This is a genomic window from Mycobacterium pinniadriaticum (assembly GCF_026242045.1).
In the GTDB taxonomy this organism is placed as follows: Bacteria; Actinomycetota; Actinomycetes; order Mycobacteriales; family Mycobacteriaceae; genus Mycobacterium; species Mycobacterium pinniadriaticum.
Genome location: NZ_JAPJDO010000008.1, coordinates 139,665 through 164,689, shown reverse-complemented (window position 1 = coordinate 164,689; position 25,025 = coordinate 139,665). Strand labels below are relative to the sequence as shown.

Here is a 25,025-nt window from a genome sequence, read left to right as displayed (position 1 = left end):
CAGCTGATGTGGCGCATGCGGGTCGTGCACGCGACGGGGTACGCCTACAAGTCTCCCGTCACCGCCTCCTACAACGAAGCCCGGCTCACGCCGCGTTCGGATTCCCGGCAGAACGTCATCCTCAACCGCGTCGAAACCATCCCGGCGACCCGGTCCTACCGGTATGTCGACTACTGGGGCACGGCGGTAACGGCTTTCGACCTGCACGCGCCGCACACCGAGTTGGAGGTGACGTCGTCCTCGGTGGTGGAAACCGAGAGGCCGGAGGGGCCGCCGGAGGAAGTCACCTGGGAGGAACTGGATTCCGAGACCGTACGGGACCGCTTCGACGAGGTGCTCAGCCCCACGCACTACACGCCTGCCAGCCGGCGGATCCACCGGGTGGGCCGGCGCATCGCCAAGGAAAACGATCCCCAGGACGCGGTCGTGGCCGCCGCGCGGTGGGCGCACAGCGAGTTGAAATACGTCCCCGGTACCACCGGTGTGCATTCGTCGGGTCTCGACGCGCTGCGCGAAGGAAAGGGCGTATGCCAGGACTTCGCCCACCTGACACTGATCCTGTTGCGCGGCATGGGTATTCCGGCCCGCTACGTTTCGGGGTATCTGCATCCTAAGCGGCACGCCGTGGTCGGTGACACCATCGACGGGCAGAGCCACGCCTGGGTCCAGGCGTGGACCGGCGGCTGGTGGAATTACGACCCGACCAACGACACCGAGATCAACGAGCAGTACATCAGCGTGGGCGTCGGCCGCGACTACGCCGACGTGACCCCGCTGAAGGGCATCTACTCCGGCGAGGGCTCCACCGACCTCGACGTGGTGGTGGAGATCACCCGCCTGGCGTGAGCGCGCCGACAGGGACCTCGTCGCCGTCTTCATCTGCGGGAAGCGTGGTTTGGCGACCGGCCGTCCGCCGGGCCGAGATGATTCCCTCGGCTACCAACACGACGAGCAGCGATACCCCGAAGACCGGGTAGAGCAGCCCCAGCGCCACCGCGACGACCGCGACGGTGATCATCGCGCCCTTGGGAGTGTTCGCGCGGGTGGCCTCGCTGGTGGGGCCGGGCAGGCCGGTACCTTCCCGGGGGCGGCGCTTCCACCACATGAGAAACCCGGTCACGACGCTGGCCAGGACACCCAGGCAGGCGACGGTGGCGGAGATGCGGGTCAGCCATCCGAGCTGATTTCCCATGTGCATGGCGATTCCGAAACTGGTCAACCGGGAGAGCGCGCCGTCCTGATCCGCGGTGGCGTTGGCGATGGTGGCGCCGGTGAACTGATTCAGATAGAGCGTCCGCTGCTCGGAAAGCCTTTGCGGCCAACGGTTCACCACCGTGTAGCTGCCGTAGACCGGCGTGCCGTCTTCGGCGGTGCTGTCGGACGGCGGGAAGATCGAGTAGCCGGGCACCATGTGCTCGTCCTTGGCGATGTGGTCGACGTCGGCGTACGACATCCGGGGTGCGGCGGAATCACCGGGTGGGGAGGCGTAGATCGGGTCGTCGGTGGCGGCCCATGCGATACGACGGCCGAGCCGGTCGTAGTCGCCCAGCTTCGCCGGCGTGGAGGGCGCATCGATCTGCGCCGACGGTGTCACCGTGGCGGCGACCGCGCGCCAGTTCTCGCCCCAGTACCGCGTCCATGTCATCCCCGAGACGATGTAGCCGATGAGGATGACGGCGATCACCACGCCGGTGAGCGCGTGCAGGTCGCGCCACCGGATCCGGCCGCCTGCGCCCCACCGGACTTTCAGCAGTGGTTTCGCGGCCTCGACGGCTCGGGGCCACCACAGGTAGATGCCGCTGGCCAGCAGCACGAGGATCCACGTTGCGGTCAGTTCGATCCAGAGGTTGCCCAGCCCGACCGGAATCGTGGCATCGGGGTAGGCCGACGGATCGATCAGATGGCCCAGGGAGGGCAACTGCACATGCGGCCCGTCGTTGCCGAACATGCGGTGGAGCTGATTGGCCCATCCCACCAATCCGGAGAGCTGACTGCGCTGGCCCAGGTATGCGCCGGTGTAGGGATCGACGAACACCTGGATCATGTTGGACTCGGCCTGCGGGTAGCTCTTGGCGTCCGGGGCGAGGAAGTCCACCCGGGTCGAACCGTCCGGGCTGTCGGGTGGGGTGACCGCTTCGAGGGTGTCGTCGGCGCCCACGTGCTGTTTGGCGACGGTGACCTGAGTGTCCAGCGGGACCGTGGTCGGCAACTGCTCGACGACGAAGAGATGCCGGTTCAGGACGGCGTCCAGCGGCTGGCTGTAGAGGATCACCAACCCGGTGCAGGCCAGGACCACCAGAACCGGGGCCGCGAACAGCCCCACCCAGAAGTGCAGCCGCCAGATTCGGCGCAGCACAGCGGAGTCGGCACGTCGCTTGGAAATGTCCACCGTCGTCACGGCCCATTGGTCGCGCGCGCAGGTGAGTTAGTTCCCGACGGACACCTGATGCAGGTCGTTGCCGATTTCGACGGGGCCGCTGAACTCGGTGGCGGCCAGGGCGCGCCATTGGTCCTCCTGCCCGGGCACCAGCGGCGGTACGTAATGGGTGAGTACCAGCGTGCCGACCCCGGCGCGGGCCGCGGTGGCCGCGGCCTGCTCGACCGACGAGTGGTAGTCGAGAATGTCCCGGATCCGCTGAACCGGCATCTGCTGGACGAGGTCCGCCCGGATCACCGTGTGCACCAGAGCGTCGGCCCCCGAGGCGAGTTCATCCAGCGTCGAGCACGGCACGGTGTCACCGGCCAGGACCACCGCGGCCCCGTCGTGTTCGACGCGGAAACCCAGTGTGGGTTCGACCGGCCGGTGGTCGGTGGGCGCCGCGGTGATCCGGACACCGGCGTCATCCCACACCTGACCCGCGCTGTATTCATGCACCTGAATCGAGGGCGGCTCGGTGATGTCGGGGTGGTGGCCGATGCGGTAGGAGATGTCGGGGGCCAGCGCCGCCAGCGTCGCGTCCACGACGGCCTTGGTGCCGGGCGGGCCGATGATCGGCAGCGGGGTGGGCACGAACGTCGTGACCCAGCGGGTGGTGATCACATCGGAGAGGTCGGTGATGTGGTCGCTGTGCAGATGGGTCAGCAGCAGCGCGGTGATGTTGGCCGCGCCCACACCGGCGGCGGCCGCGCGCATCAGCACCCCCCGCCCGCAGTCCACCAGGAACACCGCATCTCCGGCTTTCACCAGGGTGGAGGGTCCGGCTCGATTCGGGTCGATCATCGGGCTTCCAGTGCCCAGCAGGGTGATGTCGATCATTGGCACATTGTGCGCGATGTGGGCGCGCGGGGACTATTCGCGCGCGGACGACACCCAATTCGGGTCGACGGAACGATGGCCGGACACACCCGCACCGGCGGTCTCGAGCGCCTCGAGTTGGTCGGGGTCCAGCTGTACCGACAGCGAGGCGGCGTTCTCGTCGACCCGCGCTGCCCGGCGGGTGCCCGGGATCGGCACCGACGCCACGCCCAGCGCCTCGGCCCGCTGTCGCAGCCAGGCCAGTGCCACCTGCGCCGGTGTCGCGCCGACCTGTTCGGCGATCGAGGTGATCACCTGCACCACAGCCAGATTCGCGTCGAGCACATCGGCCGCGAAGCGCGGGATGCGGCTGCGGAAGTCCGATGGTGAGGAAAGGTCGGCGGCGGAGCGGACCGCGCCGGCCAGGAAGCCGCGGCCCAGCGGCGAGTACGGCACGAACCCGACGCCGAGCTCGGCGGCCGCCGGCACCACGTTGCGTTCGACGTCGCGGCTCCAGATCGACCATTCGCTCTGCACCGCCGCGATCGGGTGCACGGCCACCGCGGCGCGCAACTCGTCGGCGGTCACCTCGGACAGACCCAGATGGCGCACCTTGCCGGCGGTGACCAACTCGGACATCGCTCCGACGGTCTCTTCGATCGGCAACGACACGTCGCGCCGGTGCATGTAGTACAGATCGACGACGTCGGTTCCCAGCCGGTCCAGGCTCTCATCGAGGCACTGGCGCACGTAGGCGGCGTCACCGCGGGCCTTGAGCCTGCCGGTGGTCGGATCGCCGTCGATACCGAACTTCGTCGCCAGGATGACCTCGTCACGGCGATCGGCCAGGACCTGGCCGATCAGCCATTCATTGGCGCCCCCGCCGTACACGTTGGCGGTGTCGATGAATGTCATCCCCACGTCGAGGCAATGGTGCAGGGTCGCCAGCGACTCGGCATCGTCGACCGCACCGTAGACCGGGGTCAGTGCCATCCCGCCGAAACCGATCGCGCTGACGGTCAGGCCGTCACCCAACTCCGTCGTCGGCAGTGTGCCCATTGCAGATCTCCTTCGGTTCGCCCGTTCTGTCTCAACGCAACCGCCGCGGTTTGCTTCCCCGACGCTGCGATAAGCCTTAACCTGGTGTGACATCCACCACAAGGGAGTGGCGATGCGCATCGCAGACATCTTGCGCACCAAGGGCGCGGCGGTGGCCACGGTCACCGAAACCACCACAGTGACCGGTCTGCTCGCCGAACTGGTCATTCACAACATCGGCGCGATGGTCGTGGTCGGGCCCGACGGTGTGGTGGGCATCGTCTCCGAGCGCGACGTGGTGCGCAAACTGCACGATCACGGCCCTGATCTGCTGCGCAGCGCGGTCGCCGACATCATGAGCAAGATCCTGGTGACCTGCACCCCCGACGACCTCGTGGACGACCTCAGCGCGGTGATGACCAACAACCGGGTTCGCCACGTCCCGGTGATGCAAGACGGTCGGTTGGTCGGCATCGTCAGCATCGGCGACGTCGTGAAGAACCGGATGGAGCAGCTGCAGGCCGAGCAGGAGCAACTGCAGGCCTACATCACCCAAGGCGGTTAATCTCGCGCCGAGATCGACGAAAAGACGCTGTCTTCTCGGGCGTTCGCGGCGAAACGTCGGTTTGGGCGGAGAGGTGGTCAGCTCCAGGAGTACTCGGCCCGCAGCCGGGCGGCGACCAGTTCGAACGTCGCCTGCTCCAGGACCGCGCCTTCGCGGCGGATGCCTTCCTCGGGCACATCGAGAACCCGGTCCAGCCGCACCCAGCTCGGCCGGCCGTCGTAATCCCACCCGCCCGAGCCGATGCCGATCCAGTTGTCGTCCTCGGCGTGCTGAGCCTGGCTGGACAGCATCAAGCCCAGCAGGGTTCGCCGGTCCCGCCCCACCACCAGCACCGGCCGGTCCTTGCCCTGCGTCGGATCGTCCTCGTAGACCACCCAGGTCCAGACGATCTCGCCCGGGTCGGCCCGGCCGTCCAGATCCGGCGCATAGACCAGGCGGCGGGCGCGGTGCGCGGTCGGGACGCTGCTGCTGGTCACCGGACGGCCCGCGGTGATCGCGGCGGGCTGCTCGGAGGCGACCGAGCTGGCCACCAGCACGTCGATGCCCAGCTTGAGTCCCTGCTGGATGGTCCGCGGCACGGCGGCTGGAATCGGCAACTGCCGGATGAACTTGGGCGCCTCGTTGAACACGAGGTGCTCTGCGAACTTCTGGAACGTCCTCCACTGCGACGCCATTCTCGACAGCATAGGCGGCTTCGCAGGGTTCGGTTGCGCGCGATTGTGTCCCCCCGGGCCGTAGTCGATACGCTGGAGAGGTCCGAGGGCCCCCTCGAATCACCACCCGACCAGGAGAAACACAATCAGCAGTTTCGCCGACCAGACCTTCACCGCGCCGGCGCAGATTCGGAACTTCTGCATCATCGCCCACATCGATCATGGGAAGTCGACGCTGGCCGACCGGATGCTGCAGCTCACCGGCGTCGTCGATGAGCGGTCGATGCGCGCTCAATACCTGGACCGGATGGACATCGAGCGGGAACGCGGAATCACGATCAAGGCGCAGAACGTGCGGCTGCCGTGGAAAGTCGGGGACACCGATTACGTCCTGCACCTGATCGACACCCCCGGCCACGTCGACTTCACCTACGAGGTGTCGCGCGCGCTGGAGGCATGCGAGGGCGCGGTGCTGCTGGTGGACGCCGCCCAGGGCATCGAGGCGCAGACGCTGGCCAATCTCTACCTCGCGCTGGACCGGGACCTGACGATCATCCCGGTGCTCAACAAGATCGACCTGCCGGCCGCGGATCCGGAGCGCTACGCCGCCGAGATCGCGCACATCATCGGCTGTGAACCCGACGACGTGCTGCGCGTCTCCGGCAAGACCGGTGAGGGGGTCGCCGAGCTGCTCGACGAAGTGGTGCGCCAGGTGCCCGCGCCCACCGGTGACGCGGACGCGCCCACCCGGGCGATGATTTTCGACTCGGTCTACGACATCTACCGCGGCGTGGTGACCTACGTCCGCGTGGTCGACGGCAAGATCGCGCCGCGCGAGCGGATCAAGATGATGTCGACGGGGGCCACCCACGAACTGCTCGAGGTGGGCATCGTCTCGCCCGAACCCAAACCGACCGGCGGCCTGGGTGTGGGGGAGGTCGGTTACCTCATCACCGGCGTGAAGGACGTTCGCCAGTCGAAGGTCGGCGATACGGTGACCACCGCACGGCACGGGGCCGCCGAAGCCTTGACCGGCTATCGCGAGCCCAAGCCGATGGTGTACTCGGGTCTGTATCCGGTGGACGGGTCCGACTATCCGAATCTGCGCGACGCGCTGGACAAGCTGCAGCTCAACGACGCCGCGCTGACCTACGAGCCGGAAACCTCCGTGGCGCTGGGATTCGGATTCCGGTGCGGCTTCCTCGGCCTGCTGCACATGGAGATCACCCGCGAACGGCTGGAACGCGAATTCGACCTGGACTTGATCTCCACGTCGCCCAACGTCGTCTACCGCGTCATCACTGAGGGGATGGCGCCCGATGATTCCGGGCTCATCGTGACCAACCCCTCGGACTGGCCCGAGGGCAAGATCCGCGAGGTCTACGAGCCCGTCGTCAAAACCACGATCATCGCGCCCAGTGATTTCATCGGCACCATCATGGAGCTCTGCCAGTCCCGGCGCGGAGAACTCGGCGGCATGGACTACCTCTCGCCGGAGCGGGTCGAACTGCGCTACACGATGCCGTTAGGGGAGATCATCTTCGACTTCTTCGACTCGCTGAAATCACGCACCCGCGGCTACGCCAGCCTGGACTACGAAGAGGCCGGCGAGCAGGAGGCCGCGCTTGTCAAGGTGGACATCCTGCTGCAGGGCGAGGCCGTCGACGCGTTCAGCGCGATCGTGCACAAGGATTCGGCCCAGGCCTATGGCAACAAGATGACCACCAAGCTCAAGGAACTCATCCCGCGCCAGCAGTTCGAGGTGCCGGTGCAGGCCGCCATCGGGTCGAAAATCATTGCCCGCGAGAATATCCGGGCGATCCGCAAGGACGTGCTCGCCAAATGCTACGGCGGTGACATCACTCGCAAGCGCAAGCTGCTGGAGAAGCAGAAAGAGGGCAAGAAGCGGATGAAGACGATCGGGCGCGTCGACGTGCCGCAGGAAGCCTTCGTCGCCGCTCTGTCCACCGACGCCGGCGGCGACAAGGCCGGCGACAAGGCGAAGAAATAGGGGGCCCGATTACACGCGACCTACGTGTCGTTCGGGGGCGATCGATAGTTGGTGCCGTGCTCGGCATCGCCGTGCTGGCCGGTTGTTCTGACACGGTCGGCGGCACCGCGGTGCGCCCAATGCCCTCCGGTGCGCCGCGAGACCTCGCCGCGATCCTGCCGAGCGGCGCGGAGGTCAGCCAGGCGGCGGGAAACCCGTTGGCGGACAGTGGAGCCGCGGTGATCGGCGGGATCGACGTCCTGCCCGACGGAATTCGCGACGACACCGGCGCCACCCCCATCGAATGCCTGGGACCGGTGTCGCCGTTCATGCGTGTGGTCTACGAGGGCGGCGATGTTCGCGGCGCCGGCTGGCAGGAATTCTCCAATTATGGTGGCGGGCAGACGGTCTCGAGCGTGGATGCCGGAGTCGTCGAATTCGATTCCGACGCCGAGGCCCAACGCATGTTCGGTGCTTTCGTGACCCGGTGGAAGGCCTGCGAAGGCACGACCGTCACCACGGCGTTGCACAACTCGGCCGGCCTCGAGCTGTACCAGAAGATCACCGACGTGACGGTGGACGGCGCGGTGCTGTCGGCGACGGTCGTCAACTCAGACAACCAGGGTGACGCGACATTTCCCACCGAACGGGCCGTCGGCCTGGCGGACGACTGTGTCGTCGACGTGGACGTGGCGGTCACCGCCGGAACACCGGCGCAGCAAAGCGCCTCGGGCCGCGCGGTCAAGCTGGTCGCGACGATGAGGGCCAAGGTCGCCGGGGCACGCTAGGCCGTTGGCGCACAGGAAACTGCCAGCCGGGGGACAATATCGTTCGTGAACCGCTGGGCTTCCGTCGTGTGCACCGCCGCCTTGGTCGGGGCGCTGCTGTCCGGGTGCGCTGTCACGGTCGCCGGCACGGCGCTACGCGCCGAAGGCGGCGACCCGGCCCCGGTGCACGTCCCGAAACTCGAGGAATCCGACCTGGACCAGGTGTTTCTCAGCGCCGGGGAGGTCAACGGCATCATGGACGCCACCGGCATCCGGGTGACCGCGTCCTCGCAGAGCATGAGCGACAACTCCGACGGGGTTTCCGACATCGACTGCCTTGGTGCGATCTACGGTGCCGAAGAACTGGTCTACGACGGCAGCGACTGGACCGCCGTGCGCGACGAGGTACTGCAGGAGCCCACGAGCGACAACGACCACTGGGTCGAGCAGATCGCGGTGCTCTTCCCGTCGGCGGTAAAGGCCCGGCAGTTCGTCGAGAGTTCCCGGGCGACGTGGGAGAAGTGCGGTGGCGCGTCGATCGACATCGACAATTACGACGTGCACTCCACCTGGCAGATCGGCCAGGCCGACGTGGCCGGCGACATCCTGACCCAGGAGTCCACCCAGCGCAACACCGGCGGATGGGGCTGCCAGCATGCGCTGACGTCGGCCTCCAACCTGGTTGTCGAGGCGTGGGCGTGCAGCAATTCGATCAGCGACGAAGCCAAGAGCATCGCCGCTCAGATGCTCGAGAACGCGGCCGAGAAGTAGCGCTGGCCGCTCACCCGGCGACTCTTTCGCGGCGTCCGGCGCCGAACGCCGCCAGCGCCAGCGTCGACAGCGTCACCATCACCACGGCCAGGGGCAACGCGGTGTGCTCACCGCCGAGGCCGACCAGCGGCGACACGGCCGCACCCAGCCCGAACTGCAGGGCGCCGAGTCCGGCTGACCCGGAGCCGGCGGCACGCGGCACCGCAGCCAGTGCCAGTGCGGTGGCATTGCCCAGAATCAGGCCCTGGGAAGCGACCGCCACGAAGATCGGGATGGGGAGCAGCCACGCCGGCGCGCCGGTCAGGACCAGGGCCAGCAGAACGAGTGTCGCCGTCACCGTCAGTCCCAGGCCGACTCCGAGCAGTGTGGCTCCGGCGATTCTCTGGCTGAGCCGAGCGGACACCGCACTGACGGTGATCATGCCCGCGGCGTTGAGGCCGAAGGCGATGCCGTATTGCATCGGCGTGAGGCCCACCATCACCTGGTAGACGAACGGGGAGGCGGAAATGTAGGCCATCATCACCGAGAAGCCGAAGCCGAACGCCAGTGTGTTGGCCAGGTAGGCCCGTGACCGCAGCGCCGACAGTGGCGAGACACCCTGCGCAGCATGGGCTTTCAGCTCGGCCCTGCGCTCTTCGGGGTGTGATTCGCGCACCACGGCCACAGTTGAGATCAGCATGACCACCGCGATGGCACACACCACCCAGAGGATGCCCCGCCAGCCAAGCGGATCGACCAGTAGTCCGCCGGCGAACGGTGCGAGCACCGGCGCCACACCGCTGACGATCATCATCAGGCTGAACGCCCGTCCGGCGGCTTCACCGCCGGTCAGGTCGGAGATCACCGCACGGCCGATGACCATGCCGGCCGCACCGGTGAAACCCTGGGCGAATCGCGCCGCGATGAGAATCCCGATGCTCGGCGCCGTCGCGGCGACGACGCTCGCGACCACGCACAGCAGGGCGCCGACGATCAGTGGGCGACGCCGGCCGAGCCGGTCGGACAGCGGGCCGAACATCAACTGTCCGAACGTCAGCCCGAGAAGAAAGGCGGTCAGCGTCAGTTGGACGGCGGTGGCGCTGGCCTGCAGCTCCGCGGTCATCTCCGGGAATGCGGGCAAGTAGAGATCGGTGGACACCGGTGCCACCGCGCTGAGCAGGGCGAGCACCAGGAGCAGCCATGGCGAGATGGCGGCGTCGTGGGTCTGCGGCCGCGCGACGGCCCGGGTGGCGGTGGGCATGAGAATCCTCGGCAAGTAGTTATGAATAAATAACTATCAAATAATAACTACCAGGGTAGGATTTGTCCATGGACAGTGAGCTGGCCGATCTCGCCGAGGCGATCCTCGGCGTGGGGCGAGAACTTCGGATGCGGATCTCGACCGACGTCGTGCAGTTGACCGCGCAGGAGGCCCACGTCATGCGGCATATCGATCACCATCCCGGCGTAACGCCGAGCGACGTCGCCCGGGCGACCGGCCTGCAGCGCAGCAATCTGTCGACCGCGTTGCGGGCACTGGAGCGCCGCGGTTTCGTCGAGCGCCGCATCGATCCGCGGGACGCCCGGGGGGTCAACCTGTATCCGACCGAGCGCGCCGCCGACAATCTCACCCGCCTGCGGCGGCAGTGGGCCAGTCAGATGGCGAGGGCGCTGGGCGGGGATCTGCGGGACGCGGCGGCCGCCACGGCCCTGCTCAAGCGGATCGAAGCGGGGCTGGCGGCCGACCGCCTCGGCTGATCACATCCGCCTACATCGGCGCGTTGGCGGGCTGGAACACCCCGGTGCTGTCGGCTTCCTCTTCGGCGCGGATGACGTGCACCACGGCGTTGATCAAGGCCAGGTGGGTGAACGCCTGGGGGAAGTTGCCCAGATGCCGGCCGGTGCGCGCTTCGATCTCCTCGGCGTAGAGGTGCAGCGGGCTGGCGAAGGACAGTAGCCGCTCACACAGATGCCGGGCGCGGCTGACCTCGCCGATCTCAACCAGCGCCGACACCAACCAGAACGAGCAGATGGTGAACGTGCCCTCCTCGCCGGACAGGCCGTCGTCGGTCTCCTCGACCCGATAGCGCAACACCAGGCCGTCCTCGGTGAGCTCGTCGGCGATCGCCAGTACCGTCGCCCGCACTCGCGGATCGTCCGACGGCAGGAACCGCACCAGCGGGACCAGCAGCAGCGACGCATCCAGCGCGTCGTCGCCATAGCGCTGGGTGAGCACCCCGCGCTTGTCCACCCCGTGGGCCAGGATGTCGGCCTTGATCTCCTCGGCGATCGCCCGCCACTGCTGGGCGTAGCTCTTTTCACCGACGAGCTCGGCCAGCTTGGAACCACGGTCCAGGGCCACCCAACACATCACCTTCGACGAGGTGAAATGCTGCGGTTCGCCGCGCACCTCCCAAATGCCGCGGTCGGGTTCCTTCCAGTGTTTGATCGCCTCTTCGACCTGCTCCTTGAGCACCGGCCAGAGCTGATCGGAGATCTGTTCGCGCGACTTGGCGTGCAGGTACACCGAGTCCAGCATGGTGCCCCAGATGTCGTGCTGGCGCTGGTTGTAGGCACCGTTGCCGATGCGCACCGGCCGGGCGTTGTCGTAGCCGGACAGGTGGCTGAGCTCTTCCTCGACCAGTTCACGCTCGCCGCCGACGGCATACATCACCTGAAGCGGATGCCGTTCACCGTTGTTGGCGCCGGACACGTCGGCGATGAACGAGAAGAAGTCGTCGGCCTCGCGGTCCAGGCCGAGGGTGTAGAGGCCCCACAACGCGAATGTCGAGTCGCGGACCCAGGCGTAGCGGTAGTCCCAGTTGCGTTCGCCCTGTGGGGTCTCCGGCAATGACGTGGTGCTGGCGGCCAGCAGCGCGCCGGTCGGGGAGTAGGTGAGTCCCTTGAGGGTCAACGCGCTGCGCTGCAGGTAGGAGCGCCACGGATGGTCGGGGAAGTCGCCGATGTTGATCCATTGCCGCCAGGCCTCGCTGGTCTGCCACATCTTGTCGGCGGCCTCTTCGTAGGTCTGCGGCGACGGATGCTTGGACCACGACAACGCCACGAAGACGTTGTCGCCCTCCTTGAGCCGGGTGCGGGCACGGGCCTCGCGGCCCTCCAGGCCGATCCGGAGGTTCGTGGTCAGCCGCATCGTGGGATGGGCGTCGGGATCCTTGCGGGCCCGGGCGATCGCCTCACCGTAGGCATTGGCCGAGTACTCCCAGGCGGCATTGACCCGGGCGTAGTCGAAGGACGGCTCGCAGTTCATCACCAACTCGACCGTCCCGCTCACACATTTCACCGTGCGCAGCAGGATGTGCTCGGCGTCCCAGTCCATCGGGGTACGACGGTGGGTCCGCGACCGCGTCTCGATGTCGTGCCACGGGCCCATGACCAGGGCGTCCCGCACGATCACCCAGCCGGTGTGGGTCTGCCAGGTGGTCTCCAGGATGAGGCTGCCCGGAAGATAGCGGCGGGCGGCCGGCACCGACACCCCGTAGGGGCCGAGCCGGAAGTGCCCCGCGCCACGGTCCAGGATCGCTCCGAAAACGCTGGGCGAGTCGGGCCGCGGCACGCACAGCCACTCCACCGCCCCGGCCGATGAGATCAGGCAGGTGTTCTCACAGTCGGACAGGAACGCGTAATCGGCGATCGGCGGGAACGGGTTGCGCAGCGCAGCACTCGAGGCGTACGGCACCGGGGCGGTAACCGACAACGGCGGCGGGACGGAATCGAGGGCCACGTCCTCAGTGTCCCCGCCGGCGGGCTGGGCTTGCAAAACCATTGAGACATCATCGACCGCCGGGCCGCTCGGCGTCCACTTATGTGCTGATCCGTGGCTTTGCTGTTACCGCCGCCGACGACGCGGTGACGGGCGCGGCATACGCTGGTTGCGTGCAAGGCCTGCTGAGTTGGTGGGACGGCGTCGAGCTGTGGTTGTCCGGCCTCGGTTTCGTCCTCCAGACGATCATCGTGATGCCCGTCGTCCTGTTGATCGCCTACCTCATCGCGCTGGTCATCGACGCGATGCTGGGGTACGGCATCCGAGTGTTGCGCCGACTGCGCCGTGCTGATCGGCGGCTGAAATGAGCGGGATGCCGCGATCACGGGTGACGCTGGCCCTGGTGTTGCTGCTGATCCTCGTCATCGTGGTGTGGCTGATCAACCGCTGACAACTGCGCCGTTGGCCGGTCGCGTGTCTGTTAAGCTTCGCGCCATGCAATCGGCGACCGGTTACGGCGAGGGCCACATTTTGGCGCTCATTGCCGTCGGTGCATTGGCCGTTGCTGATGTTGCTTGTTGTTGCTGACGCCCCCGCCCCTCCGCGGCCTGGTGTCGGTGTTTGTCGTGGCATTCGATTGTCCAACATCGCCATTCCGTTGCGACGGGGCTCGATCCGTCCATAACCGCAACGAGAAAGGCCCCCATGTCCAAGATTCACATCCCCGTTCGCCGGTGGAGCAGCGCGGTTGCTCTGGTAACGACTGCAACGGTGCTCGCCGCGTGCGGCGGCGGCTCCAGCGATGTCGTCGGCGGCGGTGACCAGCCGAAGGCCGACACCACCCTGACCCTGGTCGCTTACGCGGTGCCCGAGCCCGGCTGGAGCAAGATCATCCCCGCGTTCGCGGCCACCCCGGAAGGCAAGGGGGTTGGGGTGACGGCTTCCTACGGAGCCTCCGGGGACCAGTCCCGCGCGGTGGTCGACGGCAAGCCCGCCGACATCGTGAACTTCTCGGTGGAGCCGGACATCGCCCGCCTGGTCAAAGCGAACAAGGTTGCCGCCGACTGGGACAAGGACGTCACCGGGGGAATCCCGTTCGGCTCGGTGGTGACCCTGGTCGTCCGCGACGGCAACCCGAAGAACATCAAGGACTGGGACGACCTGCTGGCGCCCGGCATCGAGGTCGTGACCCCGAGCCCGCTGAGTTCCGGATCGGCCAAGTGGAATCTGCTGGCGCCCTACGCCGTCAAGAGCAACGGTGGTCAGGACCCCGCGGCGGGCCTGGATTACCTCACCAAGCTGGTCACCGAGCACGTCAAGACCCGCCCCAGTTCCGGCCGGGAGGCCACCGACGTCTTCCTGCAGGGCACCGGTGACGTACTGATCAGCTACGAGAACGAGGCCATCAACACCGAGCGTCAGGGCAAGCCGGTCGAGCACATCAACCCGCCGCAGACCTTCAAGATCGAGAACCCGGTGGCCGTGGTGACCACCAGCGCCCACCTCGACAAGGCGACGGCGTTGAAGAATTTTCTGTACACCCCCGAGGGGCAGAAGATCTGGGCCCAGGCCGGATTCCGTCCGGTCGATCCGTCGGTGGCAGCCGACTTCGCCACCGATTTCCCGACACCGCAGAGGTTGTGGACGATCGCCGATCTCGGTGGCTGGAGCACGGTGGATCCGTCGCTGTTCGACAAAGACAATGGTTCGATCACAAAGATCTACAAACAGGCCACTGGATGACAACGGCGATCGGGCCGAATCCGCGGGCGGTCCGGCCTGAGGTCGCCGGTGGTGAGCCGGGCGCGCCGTCCGGTTTGCCGGCTCGCCGTCGCGGTACCACTTCGTTGCGGGTGGGCGCGGCGTCGATCTGGTTGAGCGTCATCGTCCTGTTGCCACTGGCGGCGATCGTCTGGCAATCGGCCAAGGGCGGCTGGACCGCCTTCTGGCTGGCGATCAGCTCCGCCGCCGCGCTGGAGTCGTTTCGGGTGACGCTGTCGATCTCGATCGGCGTGACGGTGGTGAACGCCGTGTTCGGGCTGTTGGTTGCCTGGGTGTTGGCCCGAGACGACTTCCCGGGCAAGCGGTTGGTCGACACGGTGATCGACCTGCCGTTCGCGTTGCCCACCATCGTGGCGAGCCTGGTCATGCTGGCGCTCTATGGACCGAACAGCCCGGTCGACCTGCATCTGCAACACACCAAATGGGGTGTCGGCGTCGCCCTGCTGTTCGTCACCCTGCCGTTCGTGGTGCGCTCCGTGCAGCCGGTGCTGCTCGAACTCGACCGGGAGGTCGAGGAGGCCGCCGCCTCATTGGGGGCGACCAACCTGGTTATCTTCACCCGGGTCGTGCTGCCCGCCTTGCTGCCTTCGCTGCTGTCCGGGGCGGGCCTGGCGTTCTCGCGCGCCATCGGCGAGTTCGGCTCGGTGGTCCTGATCGGCGGCGCGGTGCCGGGGGAGACCGAGGTGTCCTCGCAGTGGATCCGGACGCTGATCGAAAATGACGACCCCGCCGGGGCCGCGGCGATTTCCATTGTGCTGCTGGTGATCTCGTTCATCGTGCTGCTGGCCCTGCGGACCATCGGATCGCGCGCGGCCAAGCGGGAGGAACTGGCGGCGTGATCCTCTCACCGCTGGTGCGTTATCTCACCCGCTACATCGCACTCGCGTACATCCTGCTGCTCGTTCTGGTGCCGGTCGGGCTGATCCTCTGGCGCACCTTCGCACCCGGGCTTGGCGAGTTCTTCGCATCGATCAGCACGCCGGCGGCGATCTCGGCCCTGCACGTGTCATTGTTGGTCGTGGCGATCGTGGTCCCACTCAACGTCCTCTTCGGGGTTCCCACCGCACTGGTGTTGGCCCGCAACAAGTTCCGGGGCAAGGCGGCGCTACAGGCGGTCATCGACCTGCCGTTCGCGGTGTCACCGGTGATCGTGGGTGTGGCGCTGATCCTGCTGTGGGGCACCGCGGGCGTGTTCGGCTTCGTCGAACACAACCTCGGACTCAAGATCATCTTCGGGTTTCCCGGCATCGTGCTGGCCAGCATCTTCGTCACCGTGCCCTTCGTGATCCGCGAGGTCGAGCCGGTACTGCACGAACTCGGCATCGACCAGGAGGAGGCGGCGGCCACACTGGGCTCCAGCTGGTGGCAGACGTTCTGGCGGATCACCCTCCCGTCCATCCGATGGGGTCTGACCTATGGCATCGTGCTCACCGTCGCGCGCACCCTCGGCGAGTACGGCGCGGTGCTCATGGTGTCGTCCAATCTGCCCGGCAGGTCTCAGACGTTGACCCTGCTGGTGTCCGACCGCTACAGCCGCGGCGCCGAGTACGGTGCCTACGCCATCTCGACGCTGTTGATGGCGGTCGCGGTGCTGGTGTTGGTCGTCCAGGTGGTGCTAGATGCCCGGCGGGCCAAAGCGGGCGAGCAATAGACCAGGAGAACGACATTCATGACCAACGCCATCACCGTGACCGGCGCCAACAAGCGCTACGGCGAGTTCGCGGCTCTCGACGACGTCGACTTCGTGGTACCCGCCGGGTCGCTGACCGCCCTGCTGGGGCCCAGCGGATCGGGCAAGTCCACGCTGTTGCGCGCCATCGCCGGACTGGACCAGCCCGACACCGGCACCATCACGATCAACGGACGCGACGTCACCAACGTGCCGCCGCAACGGCGCGGCATCGGCTTCGTGTTCCAGCACTATGCGGCTTTCAAACATCTGTCGGTGCGGGAGAACGTCGCGTTCGGCCTCAGGATTCGGAAGAAGTCCAAGGGCGAGATCAAGGCGAAGGTCGACGATCTGCTCGAGGTCGTCGGCCTGGCCGGATTCCAGACCCGCTATCCCAACCAGCTTTCCGGCGGTCAGCGGCAACGGATGGCGCTGGCCCGCGCGCTGGCCGTCGACCCGGAGGTGCTGCTGCTCGACGAGCCGTTCGGCGCACTGGACGCCAAGGTCCGCGACGACCTGCGGGCGTGGCTACGCCGGTTGCACGACGAAGTGCACGTCACCACGGTGTTGGTCACCCATGACCAGGCCGAGGCGCTCGACGTCGCCGATCGGATCGCCGTGCTGAACAAGGGCCGCATCGAGCAGATCGGCTCGCCGACCGATGTCTACGACAGTCCGGCCAACGCGTTCGTGATGTCCTTCCTGGGCACGGTGTCGGCCCTCAACGGAATTCTGGTGCGCCCGCACGATATCCGGGTCGGACGCAATCCGGAGATGGCGATCGCCGCCGGCGACGGCACCGCCGAGTCGACGGGTGTCACCCGTGCCACTATCGACCGGGTCGTCCACCTCGGTTTCGAGGTGCGCGTCGAATTGACCAGCGCCACCAACGGGGCGCCGTTCACCGCTCAGATCACCCGCGGCGACGCCGAAGCGCTGGCATTGAAGGAGGGGGACACCGTCTACGTGCGGGCCACCCGGGTGCCGCCGATCGCCGGTGAAGTACAGGTCGCCGCGAGCTAGCCGCTAGGCCGTTTCCCGCGAGCAGACACAGACTCGCACGAATTCGGTCGTAACCGTGCGAGTCTGTGTCTGCTCGCGGATCAGGCCGCTGCGGCACTGTCGGCCGTCGCGGCATCGAACCGGTCGAGTACCGTCTCGGCCACCAATGGATGCGCCCCCAGTGGCGCGACCATCGAAATATCGGCGGCGTCCGCGATTGCGGCCACCCGATCGGTGATGCGCCCCGGCGCGATGAACCACGGCGCCATGACGATCCGCCGCGCTCCGCGGTGACGCAGACGGTCGATTCCGTCCAGCACCGACGGGTGAGGTCCGGTCGCGTATGCCACCTGCACCCCGGACCACCTGGTCCCGCGCGCCAATGTGTCGGCGATGGCCGACGTCCGGGCGTTGGCGGCGGCGTGTGAGGAGCCGACTGCTACCACCAGGACGCCGAGCCCACGCTCGTACCGGTGAATCTGGTTCTCGGCCAGGCGTTCCCGCATGGCCGCGATCAGGCGCGGATCCTCACCCAGGGTGTCGGCCTGGATCACGTCGGCACCGGCGTCGGCGATCATCGCCGGGATGTCGATGCGGGCGTGGTAGGCACTGGCAAGCAGCAGCGGCGTGACGACGGCGGGGCCGTCCAGCATGTGCAGGGCGTCACGTAGATTTGGCGAGTTCTGCTCGCAGAACGCTACTCGCACATCCAATCCGGGCCTAAGCGCACGCACCCGCTCGGCCACCGCGTGCGTGGTTTCCGCTGAACGCGGATCGGCGCTGCCATGCGCGGTGAGGATCAGCCTCACGAAGCGTGCAGCCCGCATTCGGTTTTCGCCAGGCCTTGCCAGCGCCCGCTGCGCGGGTCGGCGCCCGCCAGCGGCTTCGCGGTGCACGGGGCGCAGCCGATCGACGGATAGCCCTCGTCGACAAGCGGATTCACCAGCACCCCATTGGCCTGGATGTAAGCGTCCACCTCGTCGTCGGTCCACGCGGCCAGGGGATTGATCTTCACCAGCTTGAACGCCTCGTCGAAGCTGATCAGCGGAGCGTTGGCGCGGGTGGGCGCTTCGACCCGGCGTATCCCGGTGACCCATGCCGAATACCCTTGCAGCGCTTTGCGCAGTGGCGTCACCTTGCGCAGCCGGCAGCACTCGGTCGGGTTGCTGGCGAACAGGTCCTTGCCCAGCAGCTGATCCTGCTCGGCCACGCTCTGCTCGGCGGTGACGTTCACCACAGTGATGTCATAGACCGCCTCGACCGCATCGCGGGTGCCGATGGTCTCGGCGAAGTGGTAGCCGGTGTCCAGGAACAGCACATCCACCCCGGGACGCACCTTGGCGGCCAGGTCGATCAGCACCGCGTCCTGCATGTTGGAGGCCACCACGTAGTCGGAGCCGAAATGGTGGTCGGTCCACGCCAGCAGCTCGAGCGCACTCGCACCGTCCAATTCGGCGGCGCCACGCTCGGCGATCGCTCGTAGGTCAGCCTCGGTCAATCCATCCACCTCGACAGTCATCGCAGATCGTCCTCCTCGGCTCGTACAGCCCACTGGGCGAAACGCTCGCCCTCTTCCCTTTGTTTCACGAAGTTGCGAACGATTCGCTCGATGTAGTCGCCGAGCTCGACGCTGGTGATCTTGTGCTGGCGCAGTTTCCGGCCGAAGGCACTGTCTACGCCGAGGCTGCCGCCCAGGTGAACCTGGAAGCCCTCGACGGAATTGCCGTCGCCGTTGTCGATCATCTGGCCCTTGAACCCGATGTCGGCGATCTGGATGCGGGCGCACGAGTTCGGGCAGCCGTTGATATTGACGGTTACCGGTACGTCCAACTCGGCGTTGAGGTCTTCCAAGCGCTTCTCGAGGTCGGGCACCAGGGTCTGGGCGCGCACCCGGGTCTCGGCGAAACTCAGCTTGCAGAACTCGATTCCGGTGCAGGCCATCAGGTTCCGCCGCCAGTGCGACGGCGTCGACGGCAGGCCGAGGGCGTCGAGCCCGCTGCGGAGTTCGTCCAATCGGTCGTCGGGGACGTCCAGGATGATCAGCTTCTGATACGGCGTGAACCGGACCCGGTTGGACCCGGCGGCCTCGGCCAGTTCGGCGACCTTCGTCAGGATCGTGCCCGAAACCCGCCCGGCGATCGGGGCAACCCCGACGGCGTTGAGGCCGTTCTTGAGCCGCTGCACACCCACGTGGTCGATGGGCCGGATGACCGGCTCGGGTGCCGGACCGTCGAGCAGCGGCCGCTTCAGGTACTCGTTCTCGAGCACCTCACGGAACTTCGGGATGCCCCAGTCCTTGATCAGGAACTTCAGCCGGGCCTTCGCGCGCAACCGCCGGTAACCGTAGTCACGGAACACACAGACGACGGCCTCCCACACGTCCGGGACCTCGTCGAGTGGCACCCAGGCGCCGACTCGCTGGCCGAGCATCGGGTTGGTGGACAGTCCGCCGCCGACCCACAGGTCGAAACCGGGGCCGTGCTCGGGATGGTTGACCCCGATGAACGCGACGTCGTTGACCTCGTGCACCACGTCCTGCAGACCGCTGATGGCGGTCTTGAACTTGCGCGGCAGGTTCGAGTACTCCGTCTTGCCGATGTAGCGGCGGACGATCTCGTCGATCGCGGGGGTGGCGTCGATCACCTCGTCCAGCGACTCGCCCGCCAGCGGGGAGCCCAGCACCACACGCGGGCAGTCGCCGCACGCTTCGGTGGTCTGCAGGCCGACCTCGTCGAGGCGGCGCCAGATCTCGGGCATGTCCTCGACCCGGATCCAGTGGTACTGCACATTTTCGCGATCGCTGATGTCGGCGGTGTCGCGGGCGAACTCGGTCGAAATTCCGCCGAGCGTGCGCAGTGCCGCGGTGGTCAGAACGCCGCCGTCGCTGCGCACCCGCAGCATGAAGTACTCGTCCTCGAGCATGTCGGTGTTCTCGTCACCCGTCCAGGTGCCGTCATAACCGGGCTTGCGCTGGGTGTAGAGACCCCACCAGCGGAAACGGCCCCGAAGGTCGGTTTTATCGATGCTGTCGAAGCCCTGTTTGGCGTAGACGTCCTCGATGCGTGCCCGCACGTTGAGCGGGTTGTCGTCCTTCTTGGTCTGCTCGTTGGGGTTGAGCGGCTCGTGCTCGCCCAAGGCCCATTGGCCCTCACTGCGGCCCTTGCGCGCGGCCGTTGTCGGCTGGGGCATGAAATGTGCTCCTCATGTCAAGGAGCTGGCGTTCGAATCGCGCGATTCCACCGGCGAGCTGTTCCGGCGGCGCAGATCCGTCGGCCAGCTGAAGTACAGGTGGGCGGGTCTACGGCATCAAGCCAGACAACAACACGTACAAACGCGCTTGAAATCGACATGCCGCCGAGCCACCAGCGCCACACGGCGCGCGGTCTGGGGGGCAGTCATGCCGGTCATTCTGCCACGAACCCGCCGATAGCTCTAACCGGGCCGAATTTTGGCTCGCAATGAGCAGAGATCGGCTCTGGGACACTGGACGGATGTCGGTCCATCCCGCGCCGGCCGCCCTACCGGAACTCGTGCTCACCCCCGGCACGGCGTTCGGCATCTACATCCATGTGCCGTTCTGCGCCACCCGCTGCGGCTACTGCGACTTCAACACCTACACCGCCGCCGAATTGGGCGGCGCCTCCCCGCAGGGCTGGCTGAGCGCACTGCGCGTCGAACTCGAACTGGCCGCCGGCCGACTGGGTGCCGTGGGAGTCGACACGGTCTTCGTCGGGGGCGGGACGCCGTCACTGCTGGGCGCCGCCGGGCTGGCCGCCGTACTCGATGCCGTCCGGGACAACTTCGCGCTGGCCGCCGGGGCGGAGGTGACCACCGAAGCCAATCCGGAGTCGACGTCGGCGCCGTTTTTCGCTCAGATCCGCGCTGCCGGCTACACCAGGGTGTCGCTGGGCATGCAGTCGGTGGCGCCGCGCGTGCTGGCGGTCTTGGACCGGACCCATTCGCCGGGGCGCGCGCTGCAGGCCGCCGCCGAGGCGACCGCGGCCGGCTTCGAGCACCTCAACATCGATCTGATCTACGGCACACCGGGAGAGTCCGACGACGATCTGCTGTGCTCGGTCGATGCGGCGCTGGCCGCCGGCGTCGACCACCTGTCGGCCTACGCGCTGGTCGTCGAGGACGGCACCGCGCTGGCGCGGCGGGTGCGCCGCGGCGAGATCGACCCACCCGACGACGACGTTCTCGCCCATCGCTACGAAGTGCTCGACCAGCGGATCGCATCGGCCGGGCTGACCTGGTACGAGGTGTCCAACTGGAGTCGTCCCGGCGGAGAGTGCCGGCACAACGTCGGTTACTGGAACGGTGGGCAGTGGTGGGGTGCGGGTCCCGGCGCCCACGGGTTTGTCGGCGACATCCGGTGGTGGAACGTCAAGCACCCCAACGCTTACGCTCAACGGCTCACCGACGGTCAGGTTCCGGTCGTCGACTTCGAACGCCTCGACGCCCACGCCCGGCACGTCGAAAACGTGCTGCTGGGCATCCGGTTGCGCACCGGTCTGCCGCTGGCGGTGCTGACCGAGTCCGAACGGCAGCGCGCCGCCGATGCGGTGGGAACAGGCCTGCTGCTGTGCTCCGATGACCGGTTGGTCCTCACCGACGGCGGCCGGCTGCTGGCCGACGCCGTGGTCCGCGACATCCTCGACTAGGTGGCCAGCAGTTGACCGCAGTCGACCGAGCGCATCTCCTGCATGAGGGCCATGTTCTGGTGCGGATCCACCGGGGCGTCGATGATGTGCATCCCGCCAGCCTGTGCGGCCTGATCGAGCAGCTGCCGGAACCGCGCCGGATCGTCGAGCCGGTGGCCGGTGGCGCCGTAGCTGCGGGCGAATTCGACGAAATCGGGATTGCCAAAGGCCACCCCGTAGTTGGCGAAGCCGTCGGCCTTCTGCTTCATCGCGATCATGCCCAGACCGTTGTCGTTGAAGACCACGACGATCAGATCGAGGCCGAGCCGCACCGCCGTCTCGATGTCCTGGCTGTTCATCGCGAATCCACCGTCACCGGTCAGCACGACGACGCGGCGCTCGGGGTGGACGAGTTTGGCCGCGATGGCTGCGGGCAGGCTGATGCCCATCGAGCCGAGGGCGTGGTCGATCAGCATGGTGTTGGGTCTGCGGGCGTTGAAATTGCGGGTCGCCCACATCATGTGAATTCCGTTGTCCAGCGACAGAATGTCGTCGTCGGCCATGAAGTCGCGCAGGGTGGCGACCAGGTGGCCCTGCTTGGCCGGAAACGATGTGTCCGTCGAGGCGCGTCCGATACTGTCCCGCATCGCTCGAGCCACGTCGAGGAAGCCCCGATGGTCCCAGGCGGAGTTGGGTTCGAGCCGGTCGTGAAGCCGTCGCAGCGAATCGGCCATCTCGCCCACCACCTGTGTCTGGGGGAAGTAGGCGCTGTCGCCGCGGGCGGCGAACGGGTTGAGATGGATGACCGTGCGTCCATCCTGCGGGGTCATGAAGAAGGTGGGCTTTTCCATCACGTCGTGCCCGATGTTGAGGATCACGTCGGCGGCCGCGACCGCGCAGTTGGGATAGTCGCCCGGCATGATCGAGCAGCCGAGGTAGCGCGCGTCGTCCTCGTCGGCCACGCCCTTGCCCATCATCGTCGAGACGAACGGGATTCCGGTCTTGTCGATCAGGGCCCGCACGGCGACGTCGGGGCGGTTGGCGCGAGTGCCGCCGCCGACCATGATCAACGGCCTGGTCGCGTTGCGGATCAACGTCGCGGCTTCGTCGATGCTGTCCTGCGTCGCCAGCGGTACGTCGCCATAGCTGCAGGGGACGAAGGGACTCAGGTCGGTGTCGCGCGCGACGTCCTCGGGCAGCTCCAGGTGGGATGGTCCCTGTCGCCCGTCGAGCGCTGAGATCATCGCCTGGCGCACCACCGCTCCGGCCATCCGTCCCGAGGGAATCGTGGCGGCGAATTTGGTGATGGGGCGCATCACGTCGACGACGTCCACGAGTTGGTATTGCCCCATCGGGTTGTCGCGCACCGCCTTCTGCCCGGTGAGGACGAGCATCGGCATGGCCGCCAGGTACGCGTGGGCCACCGGCGTGGTGAGGTTCCCCGCCCCGAGCGTGGACATGGCCACCGCGAGCCTGCCGGTCAACCGCCCGTAGGCGGCGGCCGCGAAACCGGCGGCCTGCTCATGGCGGAACAGGATGAACGTGATCCGCCCGTCTTTCCGGAGCGCCTCCATGAAGTGCAGGTTCTCGTCACCGGGAATGCCGAAGACGTACTCGACGCCCTCGTCGGCAAGCGCCGCGACGATCTGGTCGCTGACCGTCGCCGGCGCGGTCACAGCTCCCCGCTTCCCTGGGCGAGCACCGTTTTCGGATCCTCACCCTTGAGGCTTTCCTTGGCCTGGTCCATCTTCGCCATGACCACGTGTGCCTTCTTCAGGATCGCCTCGGCCTCGGCGCCGGGAAGCACCACGGCGGTGGAGCCTTTGGCGAAGATGACGTCGCCCGGCACTACCGTGACACCGCCGACGGCGACCGGAACATCGGCCAGATACGGCTGGATCTCGTCGCCGCCGGGCCGCACCGTCTCGCCGTGGCAGTAGGTGGCGAAGTTGTAGGTGTTCAGCTCATCGAAATCGCGCAGCATGCCGTCGGCGAGGATGCCTGCCATCCCCAGGTTTTCGACCCGGCTGAGTTTGGTACCGCCCCCCAGGGAGGTTCGGTGGTAGCCGTTGGCGGCCATCACCAGCACCGCCCCGGCCGGGTCGCGATCGGCGATCGCGCGGTAGATCGCCGGGCCGAGGCTGTGCTTGCGCGGATCCATCAGGTCCTTGCGCACCGGCAGGAACGACACCGTCAATGCCGGGCCGAGAAGTACCCGGCCCGGATCCGGACTGGCCAGTTCGATGATGTGCGCCCGGTGCGGATGCGTCATCGCCATGGCATCGACCACGTCGGCGACACCGAGATCCTCGATCAGTGTGTGCAATGCCATCAGTTTCATCCGTTCGGTCAGCCGGTCCGTGTGCTGTCTGTGGTGGGCATCAGCCGGAGCAGGAGACTGACCACCGGAATCATTCGTCCCATCGCGTTGGGGACGAGGTTCTGCAATGACGCCGTGACGGCGGCGGCGGTTTCCGGAGCGGGTGGTTCGGTGGCGCCGAGCGCGCCGCTGACCGCGCGTCCGCGCCGTTCGCCGTCGGCGAGAACAGCGTCGATCGCGGTGAGCAGTGTGCCGTCGTCGTGCAGGGGCTGCAGCGCGGTGTAGTACAGGGCGAGAAATCCCGGCCAGTGGGCCAGGTTTCGCGGCAGGCTGACTTGGATCTCGCGGGCCTTACCGCGCGCACCGATCAGGTTCACGGCGCGCACCATCTCGGCGATGTCCGGTGCCATCTGGTCCAGATTCAACATCGTGGGCGCGTGTGCGACGGGGTGGGATGGCGGTGCCTGGGGTGGCGGGGCGGGCGGCGGCGGCAGCCCGCTGAGCCGGGACAGCACGGCGGAGAACGAGACGATGTTCAGTGGGTTTCCCCGGTCGTAGCCGAGAAGCGCTGCGCGGATAGCGGTCTCGTCGTCGGCGCTGATGCCGACCGCACGCAAAGTTGCCGCGGGAAGCCGGGGTACCGGTGGCAGGTCCTGCGCATCGCGCAACGCCTCGGCGTGCGTGTATACCGCGCCGTTGACGTACAGCGGCTTCATCGTCTCCCACGTCCACCGCAACCCGTCTGGTATCGAGGCCACGTTGCGCCAGATCAGGTTGACGAACGACATGCCCAGCATGGTGCGGATATCGTCGTACAACTCGGCGATCTCGCCGGTGGCATCAGCCTCGGCGACGCTGGGGACCGGATCTGAAGAAGACTTCATGTGCAT

The 25,025-nt window shown here is 67.2% G+C and carries 25 protein-coding genes and 1 pseudogene; 13 read left to right on the top strand and 13 right to left on the bottom strand.

Going from position 1 to position 25,025, the window contains the following annotated elements:
* The first annotated feature begins 6 nt into the window (after positions 1 to 6).
* Complete coding sequence (locus tag ORI27_RS12070) at positions 7 to 846, top strand: transglutaminase family protein (RefSeq protein WP_265997080.1); 840 nt, start codon at positions 7 to 9, stop codon at positions 844 to 846.
* Here ORI27_RS12070 and ORI27_RS12065 read toward each other — a convergent pair.
* Genes ORI27_RS12065 through ORI27_RS12055 form a run of 3 tightly spaced genes read right to left on the bottom strand, consistent with a single transcriptional unit; the run spans position 830 to position 4,294 of the window.
* Positions 830 to 2,398, bottom strand: a complete 1,569-nt coding sequence (locus tag ORI27_RS12065; RefSeq protein ID WP_265997079.1) for a PepSY-associated TM helix domain-containing protein — start codon at positions 2,396 to 2,398, stop codon at positions 830 to 832. The two genes, ORI27_RS12070 and ORI27_RS12065, sit on opposite strands and share 17 nt — an antisense overlap.
* Before the next feature lie 27 nt (positions 2,399 to 2,425).
* Positions 2,426 to 3,256 (bottom strand): ribonuclease Z, encoded by an 831-nt coding sequence (locus tag ORI27_RS12060; protein ID WP_265997078.1) that lies wholly within the window; start codon positions 3,254 to 3,256, stop codon positions 2,426 to 2,428.
* 33 nt (positions 3,257 to 3,289) lie between these two features.
* Positions 3,290 to 4,294 (bottom strand): aldo/keto reductase, encoded by a 1,005-nt coding sequence (locus tag ORI27_RS12055; RefSeq protein ID WP_265997077.1) that lies wholly within the window; start codon positions 4,292 to 4,294, stop codon positions 3,290 to 3,292.
* A 112-nt stretch (positions 4,295 to 4,406) separates the two neighbouring features.
* On the opposite strand from ORI27_RS12055, the gene ORI27_RS12050 reads away from it, so the two are divergent.
* Complete coding sequence (locus ORI27_RS12050; protein WP_265997076.1) at positions 4,407 to 4,838, top strand: CBS domain-containing protein; 432 nt, start codon at positions 4,407 to 4,409, stop codon at positions 4,836 to 4,838.
* A 77-nt stretch (positions 4,839 to 4,915) separates the two neighbouring features.
* Here ORI27_RS12050 and ORI27_RS12045 read toward each other — a convergent pair whose 3' ends face one another.
* Positions 4,916 to 5,512 (bottom strand): type II toxin-antitoxin system PemK/MazF family toxin, encoded by a 597-nt coding sequence (locus ORI27_RS12045; protein ID WP_265997075.1) that lies wholly within the window; start codon positions 5,510 to 5,512, stop codon positions 4,916 to 4,918.
* Between ORI27_RS12045 and lepA the strand changes: the two are divergent.
* From lepA to ORI27_RS12030, 3 genes and pseudogenes are all read left to right on the top strand, one after another.
* Positions 5,501 to 7,502, top strand: a pseudogene (gene lepA / locus ORI27_RS12040) (translation elongation factor 4). The gene ORI27_RS12045 and the pseudogene lepA overlap by 12 nt on opposite strands.
* Before the next feature lie 56 nt (positions 7,503 to 7,558).
* Complete coding sequence (locus tag ORI27_RS12035; RefSeq protein ID WP_265997073.1) at positions 7,559 to 8,269, top strand: sensor domain-containing protein; 711 nt, start codon at positions 7,559 to 7,561, stop codon at positions 8,267 to 8,269.
* Positions 8,270 to 8,314: 45 nt separating this feature from the next.
* A complete protein-coding gene (locus ORI27_RS12030) occupies positions 8,315 to 9,019 on the top strand; it encodes a sensor domain-containing protein (RefSeq protein WP_265997071.1) in 705 nt (234 codons plus the stop codon).
* A gap of 10 nt (positions 9,020 to 9,029) precedes the next feature.
* Here the strand turns inward: ORI27_RS12030 and ORI27_RS12025 are convergent, their stop codons facing one another.
* Entirely contained in the window at positions 9,030 to 10,259 is a 1,230-nt protein-coding gene (locus ORI27_RS12025) for a multidrug effflux MFS transporter (protein ID WP_265997070.1), read from the bottom strand.
* 68 nt (positions 10,260 to 10,327) lie between these two features.
* Between ORI27_RS12025 and ORI27_RS12020 the strand changes: the two genes are divergently transcribed.
* Positions 10,328 to 10,756 (top strand): MarR family winged helix-turn-helix transcriptional regulator, encoded by a 429-nt coding sequence (locus ORI27_RS12020; RefSeq protein WP_265997069.1) that lies wholly within the window; start codon positions 10,328 to 10,330, stop codon positions 10,754 to 10,756.
* 10 nt (positions 10,757 to 10,766) lie between these two features.
* On the opposite strand, the gene ORI27_RS12015 is transcribed toward ORI27_RS12020, so the two are convergent.
* On the bottom strand, positions 10,767 to 12,782 hold the full coding sequence (locus tag ORI27_RS12015; RefSeq protein WP_265997068.1) for a glycoside hydrolase family 15 protein: 2,016 nt from the start codon (positions 12,780 to 12,782) through the stop codon (positions 10,767 to 10,769).
* 110 nt (positions 12,783 to 12,892) lie between these two features.
* Here ORI27_RS12015 and ORI27_RS12010 point away from each other — a divergent pair, with 110 nt between their 5' ends.
* From ORI27_RS12010 to ORI27_RS11990, 6 genes are all read left to right on the top strand, one after another.
* The gene (locus ORI27_RS12010) at positions 12,893 to 13,087 is read left to right on the top strand and encodes a hypothetical protein (RefSeq protein ID WP_265997067.1); all 195 of its coding nucleotides are present in this window, start codon (positions 12,893 to 12,895) and stop codon (positions 13,085 to 13,087) included.
* 127 nt (positions 13,088 to 13,214) lie between these two features.
* Positions 13,215 to 13,307 carry an Ms4533A family Cys-rich leader peptide gene (locus ORI27_RS33115; protein WP_407666292.1) on the top strand — a complete coding sequence of 31 codons (93 nt, stop codon included), beginning with the start codon at positions 13,215 to 13,217 and terminating at the stop codon, positions 13,305 to 13,307.
* A gap of 117 nt (positions 13,308 to 13,424) precedes the next feature.
* Complete coding sequence (locus ORI27_RS12005; protein ID WP_265997066.1) at positions 13,425 to 14,462, top strand: sulfate ABC transporter substrate-binding protein; 1,038 nt, start codon at positions 13,425 to 13,427, stop codon at positions 14,460 to 14,462.
* Entirely contained in the window at positions 14,459 to 15,340 is an 882-nt protein-coding gene (cysT, locus tag ORI27_RS12000) for a sulfate ABC transporter permease subunit CysT (protein ID WP_265997065.1), read from the top strand. Before ORI27_RS12005 ends, cysT begins: the two co-directional genes overlap by 4 nt.
* Positions 15,337 to 16,152 (top strand): sulfate ABC transporter permease subunit CysW, encoded by an 816-nt coding sequence (cysW, locus tag ORI27_RS11995; protein WP_265997064.1) that lies wholly within the window; start codon positions 15,337 to 15,339, stop codon positions 16,150 to 16,152. Before cysT ends, cysW begins: the two co-directional genes overlap by 4 nt.
* Before the next feature lie 18 nt (positions 16,153 to 16,170).
* Positions 16,171 to 17,193 (top strand): sulfate/molybdate ABC transporter ATP-binding protein, encoded by a 1,023-nt coding sequence (locus tag ORI27_RS11990; RefSeq protein WP_265997063.1) that lies wholly within the window; start codon positions 16,171 to 16,173, stop codon positions 17,191 to 17,193.
* Positions 17,194 to 17,273: 80 nt separating this feature from the next.
* Here ORI27_RS11990 and ORI27_RS11985 read toward each other — a convergent pair whose 3' ends face one another.
* The 4 genes from ORI27_RS11985 to ORI27_RS33110 all read right to left on the bottom strand — a co-directional run bounded on the left by ORI27_RS11985 (position 17,274) and on the right by ORI27_RS33110 (position 20,571).
* Complete coding sequence (locus ORI27_RS11985; protein ID WP_265997062.1) at positions 17,274 to 17,981, bottom strand: sirohydrochlorin chelatase; 708 nt, start codon at positions 17,979 to 17,981, stop codon at positions 17,274 to 17,276.
* A complete protein-coding gene (locus ORI27_RS11980) occupies positions 17,978 to 18,691 on the bottom strand; it encodes a phosphoadenylyl-sulfate reductase (protein ID WP_265997061.1) in 714 nt (237 codons plus the stop codon). The genes ORI27_RS11985 and ORI27_RS11980 overlap by 4 nt, the downstream gene beginning before the upstream one ends.
* Positions 18,688 to 20,361: a nitrite/sulfite reductase gene (locus ORI27_RS11975; protein WP_265997060.1), complete on the bottom strand. Its 1,674-nt coding sequence runs from the start codon at positions 20,359 to 20,361 to the stop codon at positions 18,688 to 18,690. Before ORI27_RS11975 ends, ORI27_RS11980 begins: the two co-directional genes overlap by 4 nt.
* Before the next feature lie 117 nt (positions 20,362 to 20,478).
* Positions 20,479 to 20,571: an Ms4527A family Cys-rich leader peptide gene (locus ORI27_RS33110; protein WP_407666289.1), complete on the bottom strand. Its 93-nt coding sequence runs from the start codon at positions 20,569 to 20,571 to the stop codon at positions 20,479 to 20,481.
* A gap of 92 nt (positions 20,572 to 20,663) precedes the next feature.
* On the opposite strand from ORI27_RS33110, the gene hemW reads away from it, so the two are divergent.
* Entirely contained in the window at positions 20,664 to 21,836 is a 1,173-nt protein-coding gene (gene hemW, locus ORI27_RS11970; protein WP_265997059.1) for a radical SAM family heme chaperone HemW, read from the top strand.
* Here hemW and ORI27_RS11965 read toward each other — a convergent pair.
* The 3 genes from ORI27_RS11965 to ORI27_RS11955 are packed head-to-tail and all read right to left on the bottom strand — an operon-like array spanning position 21,833 to position 25,019.
* The gene (locus ORI27_RS11965) at positions 21,833 to 23,491 is read right to left on the bottom strand and encodes an acetolactate synthase large subunit (protein WP_265997058.1); all 1,659 of its coding nucleotides are present in this window, start codon (positions 23,489 to 23,491) and stop codon (positions 21,833 to 21,835) included. The two genes, hemW and ORI27_RS11965, sit on opposite strands and share 4 nt — an antisense overlap.
* Positions 23,488 to 24,147: an RraA family protein gene (locus ORI27_RS11960; RefSeq protein WP_265997057.1), complete on the bottom strand. Its 660-nt coding sequence runs from the start codon at positions 24,145 to 24,147 to the stop codon at positions 23,488 to 23,490. Before ORI27_RS11960 ends, ORI27_RS11965 begins: the two co-directional genes overlap by 4 nt.
* A gap of 17 nt (positions 24,148 to 24,164) precedes the next feature.
* A complete protein-coding gene (locus tag ORI27_RS11955) occupies positions 24,165 to 25,019 on the bottom strand; it encodes a hypothetical protein (protein WP_265997056.1) in 855 nt (284 codons plus the stop codon).
* Positions 25,020 to 25,025: the final 6 nt, after the last annotated feature.

Bases quoted from the DNA above. Each gene is read 5' to 3' on its own strand.
- ORI27_RS11990 (WP_265997063.1), top strand. From the start codon at position 16,171: ATGACCAACGCCATCACCGTGACCGGCGCCAACAAGCGCTACGGCGAG.
- ORI27_RS12050 (WP_265997076.1), top strand. From the start codon at position 4,407: ATGCGCATCGCAGACATCTTGCGCACCAAGGGCGCGGCGGTGGCCACG.
- hemW (WP_265997059.1), top strand. From the start codon at position 20,664: ATGTCGGTCCATCCCGCGCCGGCCGCCCTACCGGAACTCGTGCTCACC.
- cysT (WP_265997065.1), top strand. From the start codon at position 14,459: ATGACAACGGCGATCGGGCCGAATCCGCGGGCGGTCCGGCCTGAGGTC.
- ORI27_RS11960 (WP_265997057.1), bottom strand. From the start codon at position 24,147: ATGGCATTGCACACACTGATCGAGGATCTCGGTGTCGCCGACGTGGTC.
- ORI27_RS12025 (WP_265997070.1), bottom strand. From the start codon at position 10,259: ATGCCCACCGCCACCCGGGCCGTCGCGCGGCCGCAGACCCACGACGCC.
- ORI27_RS12070 (WP_265997080.1), top strand. From the start codon at position 7: ATGTGGCGCATGCGGGTCGTGCACGCGACGGGGTACGCCTACAAGTCT.
- ORI27_RS11955 (WP_265997056.1), bottom strand. From the start codon at position 25,019: ATGAAGTCTTCTTCAGATCCGGTCCCCAGCGTCGCCGAGGCTGATGCC.
- ORI27_RS33110 (WP_407666289.1), bottom strand. From the start codon at position 20,571: ATGACTGCCCCCCAGACCGCGCGCCGTGTGGCGCTGGTGGCTCGGCGG.
- ORI27_RS12015 (WP_265997068.1), bottom strand. From the start codon at position 12,782: ATGGTTTTGCAAGCCCAGCCCGCCGGCGGGGACACTGAGGACGTGGCC.
- ORI27_RS12020 (WP_265997069.1), top strand. From the start codon at position 10,328: ATGGACAGTGAGCTGGCCGATCTCGCCGAGGCGATCCTCGGCGTGGGG.
- ORI27_RS33115 (WP_407666292.1), top strand. From the start codon at position 13,215: ATGCAATCGGCGACCGGTTACGGCGAGGGCCACATTTTGGCGCTCATT.
- ORI27_RS11980 (WP_265997061.1), bottom strand. From the start codon at position 18,691: ATGACTGTCGAGGTGGATGGATTGACCGAGGCTGACCTACGAGCGATC.
- ORI27_RS11975 (WP_265997060.1), bottom strand. From the start codon at position 20,361: ATGCCCCAGCCGACAACGGCCGCGCGCAAGGGCCGCAGTGAGGGCCAA.
- ORI27_RS12060 (WP_265997078.1), bottom strand. From the start codon at position 3,256: ATGATCGACATCACCCTGCTGGGCACTGGAAGCCCGATGATCGACCCG.
- ORI27_RS12005 (WP_265997066.1), top strand. From the start codon at position 13,425: ATGTCCAAGATTCACATCCCCGTTCGCCGGTGGAGCAGCGCGGTTGCT.
- ORI27_RS12055 (WP_265997077.1), bottom strand. From the start codon at position 4,294: ATGGGCACACTGCCGACGACGGAGTTGGGTGACGGCCTGACCGTCAGC.
- ORI27_RS12045 (WP_265997075.1), bottom strand. From the start codon at position 5,512: ATGGCGTCGCAGTGGAGGACGTTCCAGAAGTTCGCAGAGCACCTCGTG.